This window comes from Ignavibacteriales bacterium (genome assembly GCA_016700155.1).
Classification (GTDB): Bacteria; Bacteroidota; Ignavibacteria; order Ignavibacteriales; family Ignavibacteriaceae.
Genome location: CP065001.1, coordinates 3,711,612 through 3,728,867 on the forward strand (window position 1 = coordinate 3,711,612; position 17,256 = coordinate 3,728,867).

General features: G+C 35.2%; 15 protein-coding genes. 2 read left to right on the forward strand and 13 right to left on the reverse strand.

All coding sequences use genetic code 11. The features are described from left to right. Window positions 1–4: 4 nt before the first annotated feature. Window positions 5–1,849, forward strand: a complete 1,845-nt coding sequence (locus IPM56_15400; protein QQS38333.1) for a T9SS type A sorting domain-containing protein — start codon at window positions 5–7, stop codon at window positions 1,847–1,849. Between the two features lie 58 nt (window positions 1,850–1,907). Here the strand turns inward: IPM56_15400 and IPM56_15405 are convergent, their stop codons facing one another. Beyond that, complete coding sequence (locus IPM56_15405; GenBank protein ID QQS35611.1) at window positions 1,908–2,756, reverse strand: prolyl oligopeptidase family serine peptidase; 849 nt, start codon at window positions 2,754–2,756, stop codon at window positions 1,908–1,910. 53 nt (window positions 2,757–2,809) lie between these two features. Between IPM56_15405 and IPM56_15410 the strand changes: the two genes are divergently transcribed. After that, window positions 2,810–3,373 carry a DUF192 domain-containing protein gene (locus IPM56_15410; protein ID QQS35612.1) on the forward strand — a complete coding sequence of 188 codons (564 nt, stop codon included), beginning with the start codon at window positions 2,810–2,812 and terminating at the stop codon, window positions 3,371–3,373. A gap of 65 nt (window positions 3,374–3,438) precedes the next feature. On the opposite strand, the gene IPM56_15415 is transcribed toward IPM56_15410, so the two are convergent. From IPM56_15415 to IPM56_15470, 12 genes are all read right to left on the reverse strand, one after another. Next, window positions 3,439–4,020 (reverse strand): D-sedoheptulose 7-phosphate isomerase, encoded by a 582-nt coding sequence (locus IPM56_15415; GenBank protein ID QQS35613.1) that lies wholly within the window; start codon window positions 4,018–4,020, stop codon window positions 3,439–3,441. Between the two features lie 8 nt (window positions 4,021–4,028). Further along, entirely contained in the window at window positions 4,029–4,445 is a 417-nt protein-coding gene (locus IPM56_15420; GenBank protein QQS35614.1) for a type II toxin-antitoxin system VapC family toxin, read from the reverse strand. Continuing rightward, window positions 4,423–4,659 (reverse strand): hypothetical protein, encoded by a 237-nt coding sequence (locus tag IPM56_15425; GenBank protein QQS35615.1) that lies wholly within the window; start codon window positions 4,657–4,659, stop codon window positions 4,423–4,425. The genes IPM56_15420 and IPM56_15425 overlap by 23 nt, the downstream gene beginning before the upstream one ends. Before the next feature lie 7 nt (window positions 4,660–4,666). Beyond that, window positions 4,667–5,425: a geranylgeranylglyceryl/heptaprenylglyceryl phosphate synthase gene (locus IPM56_15430; GenBank protein QQS35616.1), complete on the reverse strand. Its 759-nt coding sequence runs from the start codon at window positions 5,423–5,425 to the stop codon at window positions 4,667–4,669. Window positions 5,426–5,530: 105 nt separating this feature from the next. Then, window positions 5,531–6,394 (reverse strand): polyphosphate kinase 2 family protein, encoded by an 864-nt coding sequence (locus IPM56_15435; GenBank protein QQS35617.1) that lies wholly within the window; start codon window positions 6,392–6,394, stop codon window positions 5,531–5,533. A gap of 25 nt (window positions 6,395–6,419) precedes the next feature. Further along, on the reverse strand, window positions 6,420–7,637 hold the full coding sequence (locus tag IPM56_15440) for a hypothetical protein (GenBank protein QQS35618.1): 1,218 nt from the start codon (window positions 7,635–7,637) through the stop codon (window positions 6,420–6,422). Between the two features lie 40 nt (window positions 7,638–7,677). Beyond that, the gene (locus IPM56_15445) at window positions 7,678–10,152 is read right to left on the reverse strand and encodes a T9SS type A sorting domain-containing protein (GenBank protein ID QQS35619.1); all 2,475 of its coding nucleotides are present in this window, start codon (window positions 10,150–10,152) and stop codon (window positions 7,678–7,680) included. A gap of 152 nt (window positions 10,153–10,304) precedes the next feature. Further along, complete coding sequence (locus IPM56_15450) at window positions 10,305–10,892, reverse strand: T9SS type A sorting domain-containing protein (protein ID QQS38334.1); 588 nt, start codon at window positions 10,890–10,892, stop codon at window positions 10,305–10,307. A 2,085-nt stretch (window positions 10,893–12,977) separates the two neighbouring features. Then, window positions 12,978–13,964, reverse strand: coding sequence for a c-type cytochrome (locus IPM56_15455; protein ID QQS35620.1), 987 nt, complete (start codon window positions 13,962–13,964; stop codon window positions 12,978–12,980). Between the two features lie 492 nt (window positions 13,965–14,456). Further along, the gene (locus IPM56_15460) at window positions 14,457–14,948 is read right to left on the reverse strand and encodes an SRPBCC family protein (protein ID QQS35621.1); all 492 of its coding nucleotides are present in this window, start codon (window positions 14,946–14,948) and stop codon (window positions 14,457–14,459) included. Window positions 14,949–14,983: 35 nt separating this feature from the next. Then, complete coding sequence (locus IPM56_15465; protein QQS35622.1) at window positions 14,984–15,655, reverse strand: outer membrane beta-barrel protein; 672 nt, start codon at window positions 15,653–15,655, stop codon at window positions 14,984–14,986. A gap of 37 nt (window positions 15,656–15,692) precedes the next feature. Beyond that, on the reverse strand, window positions 15,693–17,249 hold the full coding sequence (locus IPM56_15470; GenBank protein QQS35623.1) for a hypothetical protein: 1,557 nt from the start codon (window positions 17,247–17,249) through the stop codon (window positions 15,693–15,695). Window positions 17,250–17,256: the final 7 nt, after the last annotated feature.

A 17,256-nucleotide genomic window follows, 5' to 3' on the forward strand; every position in this document is an offset into this window, starting at 1 on the left:
GGGGATGGAGGATTCAACGGGGAATACACTTTTGTTTTACAGAATATTATCCAAACAAGAAAGCGGTAATGTATATTCAGGCGCAAATAATATTTATAAGATGATACCGGGAACCGAGACAGATACATTATTTTTAGTCGACGATTATTCCTGTTTTGATCTGAATGGATATGGAATAAGTGTTTCGGATTTTGATTTTTGGCACAACAACGAGAATCAATTCATTTATACAGGAACCGAGTCAAATTGTTTTGAAGGCTGGGGCTATATTTCAAGATTTGACTCTGGTTTTGTTTGGGGCGGATTATTTGAATCCTTTAACAGACTTTTTATCTCAAACCAAAATGACAGCCTGATTTATGCATCTCCTTTTATTTCCAAAAGCTCGGATGGCGGTTTTAACTGGGTTAATCTAAATGATTCCATGAGCCTACAGTCACTCTCTCCATTTGATGAAAATATCTTTTTTTCCACTGGTCCCTATCGCTGGTGGGGAACAACCTATTTATATAAAACAACTAATTCGGGAATAAGCTTTCAGGCAGTTGATACTGTTGGACTTAATGATGAGTATTTTTACTATGATACAGACGGTGATCACGTCTACAGAAAATTTGCATCGAACTATCCTAATTATTCTCTAAAATCGTCCGCATTTCAGGGTAACGCATTTACCTGGCAAACAATCTATTCTACCAACAAAGAATATTATCTTTCTCTGAACCCGGATCAATCAGGGGAGATTTATTTAGCCGATGGGAAAAAAATTTTCAGATCAAATAACTATGGTTCAACATTTAACCTTTATAAAGAGCTTGATAAAAGTATAATCGGAATTTATAAGAAACCTAATATTGGTGCTGAAGACAACAAACTTTACGCAGCATCAAGGTATAATTTGTATGAAGTGAGTGACGATACAGTTTCAATTATAAAATCACTTCCAATTCCTCAGGAGATTTTTTCGTATTACCCGTTGCAAACAGGAAATAAATGGTTCTATAAGCGGATTGATTATTCACAGGACCCAGGTGGCTGGCAGACAACAGACACAAGCTATTTTACAAGATTTATTTCCGGATCTGAAATAAAACCAAATGGAAATGTATACTATCGTGTTGAGGATAAAAATTTATATACAAATGATGATGTAGTTTATTTCGAAAGAATTGATTCTTTGACAGGAAAAATTTTCAGATTTAATGAATTTGATACAACCTTCAATCAAGAATACCTGATTGATAATCTTTGGTCAGAAATCGATGACATTATTTATTCCGGCAGAATTTCCTTTCAATCAGAAAATTACCCAATGCTCTATCAATTTGATGATTACTTTACTGATTTTAATCTCACGCATTATAAAGTGAGAAAAAATTTCATTAGCCTTGATATGGGTTTTCAAAGTTATACCCTAACAGAAGGAATCGGGCTTGATTCTATGTTTTTATCTGTAATAGATTTATTCAATGCATATATCGATTTAAAAGGATGCATCATTAATGGCATAGCGTATGGAGACACGACATTAACTAACATCGGTGAAACTCAAAAATCTCCTATTATTTTTTCTTTATCACAAAACTTTCCCAATCCATTTAACCCGTCAACTACAATAAAGTATGAAGTTAGCAGCAGACAGTTTGTAGTACTTAAAGTCTACGATTTACTCGGCAGAGAAGTTGTAACATTGATAAACGAAGAAAAACCTGCAGGCAGTTACGAAATTGAATTTGATGCCGGTGATCTTGCAAGCGGTATTTATTATTACCAGTTGAAGGCTGGTGATCCTTCGTCAAGCTCAGGACAGAGTTTTATTCAGACAAAGAAGATGATTCTTTTAAAGTAATTAACGGAAAACGGAGTAAGAATAAGATATGACCATATCTTTATCTTATTCTTAATCCTTATTTAAGGTACTTCTCAAACCATTTCCTTCTCATCTCATCAACTTCTTTCCGGTGTGATTTCATAAAATGATCCCCGCCTTCAAGCATTAACAAACGGAATGGAATTTTTAATTCAAGAAGCTTGTAAGAAAGATCAATTGAATCGTGCGGAAGAACCCTGTCATCTGCGTTTCCGTGAATGATTAACATGGGTGTAGTTCGCGAAAGTTTTTCGGGAAAATTTATTATTGATCTTGTTCCGCACTTAGCTTTAAAATCTTCTTGTTCATACTTACCCATTGTATGTTCGTATAATCTTCTCATAAATTTACTTTCATCGGAATTACATCGGAGGTTTGCAATCCCTCCAAGAATAATTGCAGCTTTAAAGATGTTTGTTTGTGTTAAAGTAAGATACGCCATCATACCGCCGCGGCTCCAGCCTTCAATTCCCCAAATATTATTATCTGCCTGCTTTATTTCATCAGCAAGATGAATAAGATTGAGTACATCATTAATATCATCTCCCCCAAATTCATCATACCCTTGGCCCCCGTCATTACCACGATACTGCGATGCGAAAACGCAATATCCCCAGCTTGCCAGTTGTCCGTAAATACCCCGAGCTGTGAATGAATCGATAGCACCTGCATTACCAATTCCGCCTCTGTTCCAGATTATGCAAGGATATTTTTTTGAATCATCTTTTGGATAAGCAATGTATCCCTTTACTTTCAAACCATCTGAGTCATAAATTATTTTTTCAACAACTGTATTGGTAAGAGTAGATTCTCCCCAACCGCTGACAATCATTTTCTGTTGAGTTTCATTAAGCTGAATTACCTCACGGTCAATAATTTTACTCATTGTCTGATGTTCTCTTTGCTTATATTTGATGAGTAAATATCGGGAAAATAATTATGGCTCAAAAGAATCAGAAAAAAACTGAATCATCATATCAGAAAGGCACTAAAAAAAAGTTACCTTTAAGCCGTGTAGTTGCTATCGGACTGCTCGTTATCGCTGCGGGTTTTTTTGTAATCAATAATTTTATGAATAATAATAAACACGAAGTGACATATTACACTTTTACCAAAGAAGGTGAACTTGTTTTCACTGATAGTCTTGGCAATACCAAAACAAAGATTGAAATGGAATACGCCGCTGATGAATATGAAACACAGCTCGGTTTGATGAACAGGAAAGAAATGAAAGAAAACCAGGGAATGCTTTTTATATTTCCTGATGAATCACCAAGATCATTCTGGATGAGAAATACATTGATTTCCCTTGATATGTTATTTGTTAATTCAAACAAAGAAATAGTTACAATTCACAAAAGCACAAAAGTGCTGTCTGATCAATCCTATCCTTCATCAAAACCAGCAAAGTATGTTGTTGAGGTTGTTGGTGGATTTTGCGATAAGTATGGAATTAAGGAAGGTGATAAAATTTCCTGGATGGGTACAAGAATGGGGTTGTAAAATTAGCAGGTGTCATCCCTCTACTACGCTCAGACTGACACAGAGTTTTTATTATAAAATTATTATTATCCGTACAGTTTTTCTTCAACAGCCTCACAAATTATATGTGCAACTGTTATATGCCCTTCCTGTATTCTTTGTGTGTTTGAAGATGGAATGACAATCGGGTTATCAACCAAGGATTTTAAATTACCTCCGCTGCCGCCGAGAAAACCTATCACCTTCATCCCCTTTTGATGAGCCATCTCGACTGCCTTTATAACATTCGCTGAGTTGCCGCTTGTTGATATTGCAAGCAGTACATCACCTTTGTTCCCGAGTCCTTCAACGTTGCGTGCAAAGACATTTTCAAAACCAATATCATTCCCGCCCGCTGTTAAGTTTGATGTATCAGTAGTAAGAGCTATTGCAGGTAATGCAGGTCGTTGTAAATGATGACTAAGTCTTATCATAAACTCTGTTGCTATGTGCTGACAGTCAGCGGCGCTGCCGCCATTGCCGCATAGTAAAAGTTTGTTTGAGTTCTTGTAACAGATCACAAGCATCTCAATTGCGGAGATGATATCATCAGAACAACTCTCAATAATTTTGAGTTTTGTTTCTGAACTTTCCTTTAGATTGTCTGTTATAAATTTTTGTATTTCCATATTATCAGTTAAATCCGTTTTAAATATTTTTGGATTATTTCATTATCAAATGTTATTAACTCGGAATTAAACTCAATTGCAGTTGCAACTATTATAGAATCCATCCCCCTTAGTCCATATTTAATGGAAACATCTGCGGCTTTAGAAGATAAGTCATTACCTAACTCTATAAGTTTAATCTGAGATGTATTAAGAAGCAACTGTTTAATATTTTCCGAAATTTTTATAGAACCGGTCCTTCTTTTAATAGCACTCACAACTTCAACTAAAACAGTATTGGGAATTATTACAGATGTATTTTCAGAAAAGAGTTTATTCCAGATTTGATTTGTTCTGCTTCGGTGTATTTCTTCGTCAATCAGATAGGATATAATTACAGATGAATCTAATGTGATTAAATTTTTAGTCCCTGTTTCGCTGGGCACGAATTTCCTCAACTGAATTCATTTTACCATCCCACAATCCAGTAACTTCAATACGAAGTTTCTCCCACTCATCTTTTGCATTAATTTTGGGGGAAACACTTTTAGTATTTTTACTTTTTTTAAGCCTGATTTTTTCCTTGTTCAATTCTTTTTCAAGTTCAGTCAAATCTCTTTTAATTTTTTTTAGCTTATTATCTATTTCTTTCAAACTCATACTTTTCTCACACAACTATATACTGTTTAACATGCACTGCTTCAGCAAACGATCTTATCATATCCCAGTTATTTTCGTTTTCAAAAAAATTGCCGGTAACGATTATGTTTGCGCCGTTATCAACTTTTTCTTTTGCTGATTGCGGAGTTCTAATTCCGCCTCCAACTATAACCGGAACTTTACAATTATCGCTTACTGCTTTTATCATTTCATTCGGCACTGAATTTTCAGCGCCGCTTCCTGCTTCAAGATAAATTAATTTCATACCAAGATATTCAGCAGCAAGTGCCGTTGCTGATGCAATCTCAGGTTTATTTCTTGGCACAGGCAAACTTCCGCTCATATACTGTGCGGTTGTCGTTTTTCCTGATTCAACAATTATATAACCGGTTGAAATTGGTTCAATACCAGCCTTCTTAATTATTGGTGCAGCAAGTACGTGCTTCCCTATTAAATCTTCCGGATTCCTTCCACTTACAACTGACAAATAAAGTATCGCATCCGCAGATGCTGAAACCTGGTTAATACTTCCGGGGAATATGATTGCAGGCAAATCTGTAGTTGTTTTAACTTTATCAATGAATGAATCAAAGTTATTGCTCATCATCAGGCTGCCCCCGATAAGGAAAGCATCTACTCCCGCTTTTGCACAGTGTTTTATAAAACCCGGTAGTTTGTCTTCACCAATTTTATCGGGATCTAATAAGACGAGATATGCGGCTCCCTTTTCAGAGATTGTATTCAGCAAGTATTGATATATTTTCATAAATAAGGGCTATTCTTGTTGAAATATATACATTTTGCCCAAGAGATAAAAGATTAAACTATCTCAAGTTATACAAAGATTGGACTGAAAGATTAAAATACATTCCTACTTTTCATTAAGCAGAGATTCTTTGCAAACTTCCAGTTCACTTAATTGTTCCTTTGAAAGTTTGGGATAATCAAGATTAAGACTTTCCAAAGTTTCAATAATAATTTGCGAAACAAGTAATCTTGCAAACCATTTTTTATCTGAAGGAATGATATACCATGGAGAATGTTTCTTACTGGTATTGTTGATAACTTCTTCGTAACACTTCTGATAATCATCCCAGTATTTCCGCTCTTCAATATCGGCTTTTGAAAACTTCCAGTTCTTTGATGGGTCGTCAATCCTTGAGATAAATCTTTTTTTCTGTTCATCTTTGGAAATATGAAGAAAGAACTTGACAGGTATAATTCCGTTTTCATAAAGATATTCTTCAAATCCATTTATCTGTTCAAATCTTCTTGACCAAATATTTTTATCAATACGGTTTTCCGGAAGTCTTGATGATTTAAGATAATTATGAACACGCACAACCAGAACTTCTTCATAATGCGAACGATTAAAAATACCAATTCTTCCGCGTTCAGGAAGTGCTTTATTTATACGCCATAAATATCCATGATCCATTTCCTCCAATGATGGCTGCTTAAAACTAAAGACCTGTGTCCCTTGCGGGTTTAGTCCGCTCATTACTCGTTTAATAGTTCCGTCTTTTCCAGCAGCGTCCATAGCCTGAAAGACTAATAGTAATGCAAATCTGTCTGAGGCATAAAGTTTTGATTGCAGCTCACGCATTTTTTTAATGTTAGCTTCAAGTAATTCCTCCGCTTCTTTCTTTGATTTTATTTTGCCGGTGTAATCTGTTTCAAAGTCTGCGAGTTTTACTTTTTCATTTTCTTGTGCGAGAAATTTTTTTGTGTCCATATAATTATTTTAATTTTTAAATAAATTATTTTGTCTTGTATTCAATCTTTGATTCTTTCTGAATTATCCATTCATTATTGCTCCACAAATAAGTTTTGATGTTAACAATATTATTATAAATATCTCTTTCGTACTGATGTTTTTCTTGAAGTTGGAATATACCACCATTCTCAAATGATCTTTCCACAAAAGACACTTGATTTTGTTTGTCATAATAAAAATCAATTAAACCGAATAATGTGCTATCCATATCATTTGATTCAATTTTATACTGTGAACACCTTACAAAATTATCATTTTCATCATACAAATAATTACTAACAAGTCGATTAAAATTTTTTACATCAACGTCCAACATGTTTCCACTTTTATCCATAGGTCTATAAGAGGATCTTATTTTTGATATGTTCCCATTATCAAAATATTCATAGCTAATTACAGATTCAGTTGACCAGGATGAATCACTCCATTTCATTTTGGTTATATCCAAAGGTCTACCCGTGATATCAACAACATTTAGATGTTTAATTCTTGGTTTCAAATTTTCTTTTTTCATATCATAGCTCATGGTTTCAATAGTATTCTCACTATAAATAATTTTAAAACAATAGGGAAGACCTAATGATTGCTCATTGTTCTGATCATATTTTATCCCAACCATTTTTCCATCTGAATATTCGTATTCCTTCCCCCAATAAAATTGCCATTGCTCTTCGTTATTTTTTTTTATCTCTTTTTCTGTAGTTACTAAGTTATTATCCCAATCATAAGAGTATTCAATTTTTATTTCCTGGTAGCTGGATTTGTAATTGATTTCAGACTTGTTATCAAAATTATCATAGATAATTTCCGTTCGTTGATCTTCAACCCATTTACCATCGATAAACTCTTCTGCCTGAACTGTTGTAGTTCTTAACTTTTCATCATAAGTGAAAAATCTTCTATACTTTTTATACTTCTCAATTTTTTGCATCAAATTTTCAAATTCAATGGAATGAACAATAAATTTTTCATTTGAGTTAAGCAGGTTTATATCATTGATGATTAAGCCTAAAGAACTGGTCGGAAAATTGACTAGTGAGTTATTTCTGAAACGAATAGAATCTTCCGGATCGTATTCATAGCTCACAAAATCAGATGTCATAATCGGTGAAGCTTCTATAACCTGTTGAGCCAGTGTTATTCCCCATACGCCCCAACAGAATAGACAAATCAAAATTGTATTAAAAATTAATTGATACATAATTAACCCCTTTCATTCTATAAATAATTATTTAATAATATTACTTTATCACCATCATCTTCTTACTTGATGTAAATCCACCGGAACTTAGCTTATAGATATACATTCCGCTTGCCAGTGATGATCCATCAAACTCTACTTCATAACTACCTGCTTCTTTGTATTCATTTACTAATGTTGCTACTTCATTGCCAAGTACATCGTACACTTTTATTGTTTGATGACTGCCAACTGGTGACTGCCAACTTATCTTTGTACTTGGGTTAAATGGATTCGGATAATTCTGATACAGTTCATACTTAAATGGTATCAGGCTTACTTTTACTTCTTCGGAATATGTATAGGTTCCGTCATAGTCTATCTGTTTTAACCGGTAGTATACTTCACTCGAATTTATTCCAGCTACATCATCTGTGTATGTGTATTCATTCTTTTCTGTTGTTGTTCCTTTGCCTTCTTTGAAACCTATTGTCATCCATTCAGCATTCTTTGACTTTCTCTGTATCTCAAATCCCCGGTTATTTAGCTCACTTGCTGTAGACCAATTTAACGTAACTCTGCCTGTTTCTATGCTCGTCGTAAATGTAAGTAACTCAACAGGAAGTTCTCCCGTGAATACATATATCCCGTTACTTGTACAGGCATATAATGTTTGGTTATCATCCAGATAAATTCGATTGATTGTACCTGTTAAGCCTGTGTGATCAAGCCGCATCCAGTAATTGCCTTGATCTAATGATCGGTAGATTCCATCTCCGGTTAGTGCAAGGAATACTTCGGGTTTTAAGATTAGCTGAGTAACTTTTAAACTTGAAAGACCGTTATTCAATTGTACAAACGTGCTACCATTATCACTAGTTTTAAGAACGCCTAAAGAAGAAGAAGAATAGCTGCTCATAGCCATATACAATTCACTATTGAATAAATACATATTATTTGCAATTTGATTTTCAAACAAAACCTGTTCATTAAAACCAGGCTCTTTCTTAACAACCCACCGTCTATATTCAATTGACGGGGGTGGCGTTGGATATAGAATAAGATTGAATGACAAAAAAAGTGCCCCTGATAAATTTTCAATGATTGAATGTGCATCAGTTGATGCATTACAAGCACATGTTTGACTGAATTGAGTTATCCAACTACTCCCAAAATCAGTTGACTTAAGTCCTATTATATAAAATCCTTGGACAACAAGATTCTGAATTGTAAATATGTAGCCCGAATCATTTATAAAAATATTCTTAATTTCTCTCGGGTTATCCGATTCCATGTCATGTGGGATTTCCCACGTCAACCCAAAATCGGTGGAACGATATAGATATTTCGAAGTAGCATATATGTTTCCGAAGTTATCATTTTTAATGAATTTTATTGATGGATGTACAGATGTTTCTACCCAGGATTCCCCAACCTCTTCAGAGTGCATTAATCCTCTCGCGGTTCCGATAAGTTTTCTTCCTTCAGCAGAAAGATTTAAAATATCACTAACAATTGCATTTCTATCATGATACTCAAAACACAAAGACCATTGATTACTAGATATGATCGAAGTTCTCAAGCCATTTGATGTAGCTATAAAGAACTTATTTTCAACTCTTATAAAATCATGTGCTTTTAATCCTGCCAACCCCATGAGTTGCCAGTTTGATCCTCCATCTGATGATAAAATCATATTGTAATAAGTATAACCAGAATCAACCCAACCTGTGTACCCCTTATATTCAAGAGCAGCATAAATATTATTTTCAGTATCAATAAATAATTTTTGTATTATTCCTGAATATATTTCATTCCAATTGATACCATCAGTAGATTTATATATTAATCCACTGGCACCGTGATACTTGAAGGTATAAAAATTTCCCAGTCGATCAATCTTAAAGTCATTTGAAAAAGAAACTTCCATAATAGAAACTAATTGCCAGGAATTACCATCATCTGTTGATTTATATAATTTGGAGTTAGGATAACTATGTAAAAGGATATATATGTTTTCAACCGAATCTTTTTCAATTCCAACTACTGAATATCCATCAGTGGGCAAACCTGCCATAGGTGATGTCCAGGTATTCCCCCCATCATTTGAAATATAGATGCATGGTAGAATACTGGTATGTCCAGATGAAACCATAAAAAGATTTCCATTCGCATCAAATTCCAAATCCGTTATAAAATATACAGAGTGTTGGAATAATTGTTTTTCATTCCAGGTGAGACCGATATCAGTCGAATAAAGATACCCTCCAATAATCCCCGCATATATTGTTCCTGCAGGACTAATGTCTATACATTGCACCACATTGTTTAACGTTGCAACTTTGCTCCAATTACTTTGAGCTATATCACTTCTAAAAACTTCATTTTCATTTGTGATAGCTAATACATATCCATTAGGATGATACGCTACTTTTTGAATATCCGGTGTAGCTAACGGACTGTTCATCATCTGCCATTGTGAATATGCTGATTGCAAAAAAAGAAATGCAAAAAGAAAAGTGAATATTGTTTTCATATTCCTACCCTGATATTCATTAAGAATATATTTATTCGCTATAACTAAGCAGTTTAGGACTACAAAATCAAATTATTAATGTTTGATAAGCAGCAATTAATAGCCGTTCCAATTATTCAGAACGGCTCTTTCATTTTTTAATGCTTATATAATTATTTTATTAAAATCATCTTCTTACTTGATGTAAATCCACCGGAACTTAGTTTATAGATATACATTCCGCTTGCCAGTGATGATCCATCAAACTCTACTTCATAACTACCTGCTTCTTTGTATTCATTTACTAATGTTGCTACTTCATTGCCAAGTACATCATATACTTTTATTGTTTGATGACTGCCAACTGGTGACTGCCAACTTATTGTTGTTGTTGGGTTAAACGGATTCGGATAATTCTGCGATAATTCATACTTAAATGGTATCAGGCTTACTTTTACTTCTTCGGAATATGTATAGGTTCCGTCATAGTCTATCTGTTTTAACCGGTAGTATGCTTCACTCGAATTTATTCCAGCTACATCATCTATGTAAGTATAATCACTTCTTTCCGATGTAGTACCTTGGCCGGGTTTGAAATCAATGATAGTCCATTCTGAGTTTATTGTTTTCCTTTGTACTTCAAAACCGCTGTTATTTGTTTCTGAACCTGTACTCCAGTCAAGTTGAATGTCTGCTCCAACCACAGATGCTGAAAAGGATAACAATTCAGCAGGAGTATTTTCTGAATAATTTACTAACATTTTAAGTGTGTTAAATGCTACAGGATCTTGAACCACAAAACTACCAGTCCCGCTTATATACACGTTAATGAATGAGCCATTTATAACATCCTGAATAAAACCATTTATTCCTTCAGTTAGATACCACCGTAACTCAATACCGTTATTCATATTTTTTTGATAAGATATTCTGTACTCTTTTGAACCCACATATGATTCTGGTGCTTGTCTTATATCCCTATATGAACTGTGAGTACCTGAAAAATTATTCCGTGGGAGAATTAATCTTTTATCGAATGCCCCGATTGGTGGAAGTGGCGGCAGATTTGATTCACTAAATATCTCATCGATACCATCATTTGCTAACGGATGAGTACCAAAATACAAATTACCAGATGCTGTACCACTAACTACTTCAATTCTACACTCGGCAGAAGGGGTTAGAAGATAATTTGCAACAATAATCGAGTCAGGTGAATTAACCGCATTATGGTAAATCCTGACAATTCCCAATTCTGAACCTGAGGCTGAGTTAAGATATACTTCAAAAACTTTTGTAGAACCAGGCGGTACTGAAACAGGAAACAAATTCGGAACTACTGCATAGTGATTATTTGTTGAGATTATATTCGTAATTAATAGTGTATCAGCCATGCCTGTGTTTGTTACCCAAAATATTCTTTGGGAAGGGTCAGACGTAAAAAATAAAGAAGAAACATTTAGAACACACTGTGCCCCTGTCGCAACTGATCTAACACGCAGCATTGAAGGTGAGCCCGGGGCATTATGATCAAATTCCAGCAATCCAGTTTGTAATGTATCCGCTGAAATATAGGTAACAAAAAACTCGTGACTTGAGCGAGGTTCAATTTCAATCGGAAAAATAACCGGCAGAATATTGAAATAATTATTTGTTGAGTTTACAGAATTTATGTTCAATGAATTAAGATATCCATTATTGAAAACAGTTACTGGAATAGTGTCAATTGTTCCCAGTAATTGTTGTGGAAAAACTATTTCGTTCGATGAAAATTCTAATAGAGGACCAGGAGGTAAACCGGGTGGAGAGGATAAGTTTACATATGCGGGTGATCCTGAAGCATTATGAATAATTTCCATTGAACCGGTTTGTGATAGTGAAGTTGCAGTGCATATCACATAAAAATCTAAAGAAGATTGCGGAGCAATAAAAATCGGAAATGAATTGGGTAAAACTATAAAGTGAGTATTTGTAAATATGATAGAAGAAATGTTTAGCGGATTTGATAAGCCATAGTTAGAAATAGTTAATTGCAAAGTATCTGTAGAACCAACCGGAACAGGACTGAAATTTAATGATGTAGAAGATATCCCGAATATCGGTCCTGACGGATCACCGCCTACATTATTATAAAACATTGTAAGGTTAGCAGAGCCAAGCTCGATGTAAGGAACTGAATAAGTTCCTTCTCCGGATAGTGTACCACTGTTAAAAAGCACTCCTCCAAATAGATCTCTTACTTCCATCGTTATCCCAATCGGCAGGTTGTATGAAATTGAAAACCCAATGGAATTGGAGGATAACTGCCATCTTAGTCTATGTTGATGAGAGCCTGTATAGGGAAATGATGGCGCATTTCTGTAATCCTTCCAAACTAATGCCTGCACACCATAAGGATAAAGATCAAGTGCACAAAAAAACATTCCGGTCGGTGGGAATATTGGAAGCGGCGCTTCACCCAAGTGCGGATCTATTCCGGTTGTTGCAGTTGAATCAACGCCAACATTTACAACCTGTGAAGAAATTCCATCTGAAAGATTCAGGGGAATATCAACACGCGGAGTGATTGTTTGACCTGATAGGTATTCAAATGAAAAGGAAACAATTAAGAACAAAAAAAAATTTTTCATATTTACCTCAAGAGAATATATATACAATTTTAAGTTTGCTAATGACACCTGACTTATATTCTCTCCCTGCCTTCAACCAAAACTTAGTTTAATTGACCTGAAGAATCAACGACCTGCAAATAATATCAATTGCTTATTGACAATTAAATTTTCATTTGCTTAACAAAAAAGCCGCATAAAAAATGCGGCTTTATGATTTTGATGGTGTAAAAGAATCTATTTCTTCGCCAGAGTAAATCTCTCAACTTTATTCTTTACAGGTTTTGCGGTTCTTAAGTATTCATATATTGCTCCAAGATCTTCATCAGTCATTCCTGTGTACATTAACCACGGCATTGGTGTATTAAATTCTTTGTTCATATCAACAGGAATATTCTTTGCTTCTTCTGTTCCATAATTTCTGAACCTCTTGATAAAATCTTCTTTGGTCCACTTACCAATTCCAGTTTCTTCATCAGGAGTTATATTTAATGAACGAACAACTCCTGCAGGAAAATTAAATTCAGCACCACCCGCGAAAGTCATGCCCGGCAAGGGTTCTCCCTTATCCGATTGCGTATGACATTCATTGCAGGATGCTATTGTAACAAGATATTTTCCATAAGCAGTTGTGTTCGATTTATCTATCTCCGGTGCAGGTGTATATTGCGGAATCGGCATTGTCTTAACAATAAAATTCAATGGAAAGTTGAGTTCGGTTTCAGGAACATCTCTTTGTTTAGATTGCAGAGTCCTGATATATGCGACTAATGAATATGCATCTTCTTTAGTTAATTGATTGTAATTAGGATAAGGCATCATAGGGAACAATGCTTTATTGTCCTTTGTTACCCCGCAAGTCATTGCACGTAATATTTCACCGTCAGACCATGAACCAAGATTTGCGGGAGTAAGATTTTTAGTAACGACTTTACCGGGGAAACCAATGTTTTCATCAAACACCTCCCCGCCGCTACCTTCAGTTCCCGGTTTTATTGGACCTGCAAATTTTGTAAAGTCTCTCTCCGAATGACAATCGATGCAAACAGCAACATGATTAGCAAGATAATCACCCCTGGCAATTCTTTCAGATGTAGCTTCTATCTTAATATCCGAAGGCGGATCAACTTTTGGATAAGTGGAATTGAAGTAAATGAGCGCCCCAACCAGCAAGACTACAATGATAACAACAAGAGTTCCAAGAATCTTAAAGAACTTTTTCATTCGATCTCCTATGATTGTTGGTTTGATTAATTTTAATCCCCCGCCGCAGAAAATAAATTGAACTGAAAGGTATTACATGAGAATGTGAACAATTGTAGTTTTCCTTTTAAGCATAAGTGTGGATTTGATGACAGATGAAAACCACCCGGAGGAAGTAATCCTCCGTGATGGCTGCAATGATAGAGAACTTATTTTTATTTGTCAACACGCAACTATTAATAGTCCGGTTAACTGTTTCGTCTTCTGAATGACACTCTTCTTCTTCTGAAATTAAGTATTGAGGTTATATCAATATTCTTTCGGGTGAGAAGATACTGAATCAGTAAATCCATTTTATTCTTTCTGTTAAGTGTTAAAAGCATATTTGTTTATATAATTTTTTTTGTTGTTAGTGTATTAGAGTTCTGTCCAAACGCATTCCGCCTGTGAAGACACACCACAGGCAATGAATGCGTAATTCTTTATAAATTTTTTGAAATTTTTGAAGAACTTTTATGAATAGAACCCGAAAGGAATTTTATACTCAGTGTATTGACGTACCTTGTAAACATACTCTTCATCAAGAATCATTTTCAGTTTTTCAAGATCACGTTTTACTCTTTTTGAATACATTGAAACAATAAACGGAGAAAACAATTTGTAAACTCCTCTCAGTTCAAGCGAAAGAGAGTAAGTAAAATTGGTTGAACCGTTCACATCCTTTAATTCTCTGTAACCGTTCACCGGAACTTCCGATACAACTGATCTGAATGCTATCCGGTTATAGGGCGAATACTCTGTTACTCTTGCGACGGTAATAAAATTTCTTCCCAGCATTTTCATAGTCTCACGTGTCCTTGTACCGATAAAAATATTATCTCTTGTTGAACATTTCATATCAATCACACCCTCGCGCCATTTTACATCATTTGAGTAATCGGATATAAATCCGAAAACAAAATTTGCGGGAGCGTTTATCATTATTTCATCTTTTATCGTTGCCATCGTTTTCTCTCTTGGTTTAAAGTTTTAGTATTTCGTTATAACACTGCAAACTTGAAAGCTACATTTGCCTGTATGGTAAGGATCTTCCAGTTAACGTCTTCAACTACATTGGTAAGTCCGTAACCAAAAGTTACCTGCGGGGCGATATCAAATCCGTTTGCAACACGGATATTATAACCCATGCCTGCTTTCAGTTCAAAACGGACATTTGTATTTCTGATAGTACCTTTGGATTTGCGGGTTGTATTTTGTCCGTCAAATGTCCAGCCGGGAGTTGTTATCTTTTCAACAATTTCATTCTCAGCACTCAGGTTAAAACCTATAGCCGGTCCGATCATAAGATAAAATCTTGACGGGAATTGAAATTTAAATAATGGTTCAATAGTGAAGTAAGAAAGACTTACACTATTTTCAATCGTACCTACAACACCAGGTTGAAACGTAATATCATCTTCATACGAACCGCTTCTGTTGTCATAGAAGCCAATGTTTGTTAATAAGCCGACGGATTGATTGAACTGCATATCTATCAGAGCGCCTGCAGTTACACCAAAACCATTCCCGCTTTGATTTAAATCCGATCCATTGTGAATACTGAATCCCATGCCTGTTACAGGCGCAACTGACATCCTGAACTGGGCAAATGAGTTTGAAGATAACAGCAGCAATATTGCTGCAACAGTTAAAAGAATTTTTTTGTTTTTCATTTTTGTTTTCCTTTTATTTTTTTTGATTGTTATTTGTTTACCATCCGAATCTTATCTGCGCAAAGAAAGAGTAATCCTCAACAAAGTTATCATATGCATATGCGGCATCAAGATGAAATACCCGGAGATTCACCCCAAAACCGACTGTTGGTCTTTTATCTGCAAGTCCTGCCCGCACTGAAAGATAATTTTCAAACAGCCTGTATTCAGTACCTATTCTGAATCTTTCAAAATAATCTGTGTACTTTTCATCCTGTGCAATCATATCAACCCATTCAAGTGACACGTCCCAGTCTTTTGTTATAGGATGTGTTGCCCCGGTATTTATGAGCAGAGGAGCCTGCAGTTCAAAAGGAGAAATTATATCGACCATCTGGCTTATCTGATATAGAAGGGTATCTCCCGCAGGATCCGGAGTGTAATTTCCGTTTTGATCAACATGACCAACTAAAATTTGATTTGTATTCTGATCACGTGCGTAGTCGTATCCAATTAAGTTCGCAGGAATATTTACATTCGAAGTGATTTTAGTAACAGGAATCAGGTTCTGAATTGATAATCCGATTTCTGTTTCTGTTTTTTCAAATTTATACAGTGCGCCTAAATCAATTGTAAATCCTGTAACATTCTTTTTAAGTTCTTTACCTGCTTCAACGAGTATATGTTCATAGTTATCTGCCGTGATAAACTTTGTTGAAAGTCTTCTGTTAATAACTTTAAGATTTGCGCCCACCTGAAAATTTTTCGTGACTTCAAATCCGTAACCAACAGCAGCAACAATGTCGGCATAACTCATAGCAAACATCTGCGGAAGAACACTGGTGGAAATGTTATTTGAATTATCTATAATCTCAGCAGCAATAGCCGCCAGGTTTAAAAGAAACTCAGTTGTTATTTCACTGGCGTCATTAGGTATTTGCAGGTTCCTTAATTGTATCATTGCCTCTGTGGGCAGCCCGATAAATCCTGCCTGCCCGGTTCCATGTACTGAAAAGCCAAAGTTTCCAAACTGTCCTGATATCGTTGGAATAATCCTTACTCCGTGTACATCCGGATCATTATAATCTCCAATTACCTGGTCTGATAGTCTTGTTGGAAAGTCCAGCGCATCTTTTAATTTTTTTAGAGCGTTGTTGTAATCATCATAGGTTTGCGCAACTCTGAAATCATTGTAAGAATCATAAACCTGTTGAAGAAAATAGCCATCCCTTAATTGAGCCTGATTATTCCTTACAAAATTAGCAGCTTCAAAAGTGGTAGCCGGCATACTTGCGCTTAAATTCAAAACATCAAAAGTATTTTTCTTTCTTGAAAGAAGCGCCGGATTGTACATCATCGCATTGAAATATTTTCCGTTTGCGATTTGTGTTTTTCCCATACCAATTGATTTAACATTTTCAGGATTAACTGAAAAAGGAAGATCCGTTTTATCAAGAAAAGCAGTTGTATCTGGGTAAGTCAGTTCTCTGTAAATAACGTAACCTCCCTGCGCTTTTATTATTCCGCTGCTAAGTAAAATTATCATTAGTAAAACCCAGAGAATAATTCGCGATGAACTTGCTTTGCCTTCCGGCTGAATGTTTCTTGTTTTCACGGTCTTC

Bases quoted from the DNA above. Each gene is read 5' to 3' on its own strand.
- IPM56_15430 (QQS35616.1), bottom strand. From the start codon at position 5,425: ATGAAAATATATCAATACTTGCTGAATACAATCTCTGAAAAGGGAGCC.
- IPM56_15445 (QQS35619.1), bottom strand. From the start codon at position 10,152: ATGAAAACAATATTCACTTTTCTTTTTGCATTTCTTTTTTTGCAATCA.
- IPM56_15460 (QQS35621.1), bottom strand. From the start codon at position 14,948: ATGGCAACGATAAAAGATGAAATAATGATAAACGCTCCCGCAAATTTT.
- IPM56_15440 (QQS35618.1), bottom strand. From the start codon at position 7,637: ATGTATCAATTAATTTTTAATACAATTTTGATTTGTCTATTCTGTTGG.
- IPM56_15455 (QQS35620.1), bottom strand. From the start codon at position 13,964: ATGAAAAAGTTCTTTAAGATTCTTGGAACTCTTGTTGTTATCATTGTA.
- IPM56_15410 (QQS35612.1), top strand. From the start codon at position 2,810: ATGGCTCAAAAGAATCAGAAAAAAACTGAATCATCATATCAGAAAGGC.
- IPM56_15450 (QQS38334.1), bottom strand. From the start codon at position 10,892: ATGTTAGTAAATTATTCAGAAAATACTCCTGCTGAATTGTTATCCTTT.
- IPM56_15415 (QQS35613.1), bottom strand. From the start codon at position 4,020: ATGGAAATACAAAAATTTATAACAGACAATCTAAAGGAAAGTTCAGAA.
- IPM56_15400 (QQS38333.1), top strand. From the start codon at position 5: ATGGAGGATTCAACGGGGAATACACTTTTGTTTTACAGAATATTATCC.
- IPM56_15405 (QQS35611.1), bottom strand. From the start codon at position 2,756: ATGAGTAAAATTATTGACCGTGAGGTAATTCAGCTTAATGAAACTCAA.
- IPM56_15435 (QQS35617.1), bottom strand. From the start codon at position 6,394: ATGGACACAAAAAAATTTCTCGCACAAGAAAATGAAAAAGTAAAACTC.
- IPM56_15425 (QQS35615.1), bottom strand. From the start codon at position 4,659: ATGAGTTTGAAAGAAATAGATAATAAGCTAAAAAAAATTAAAAGAGAT.
- IPM56_15465 (QQS35622.1), bottom strand. From the start codon at position 15,655: ATGAAAAACAAAAAAATTCTTTTAACTGTTGCAGCAATATTGCTGCTG.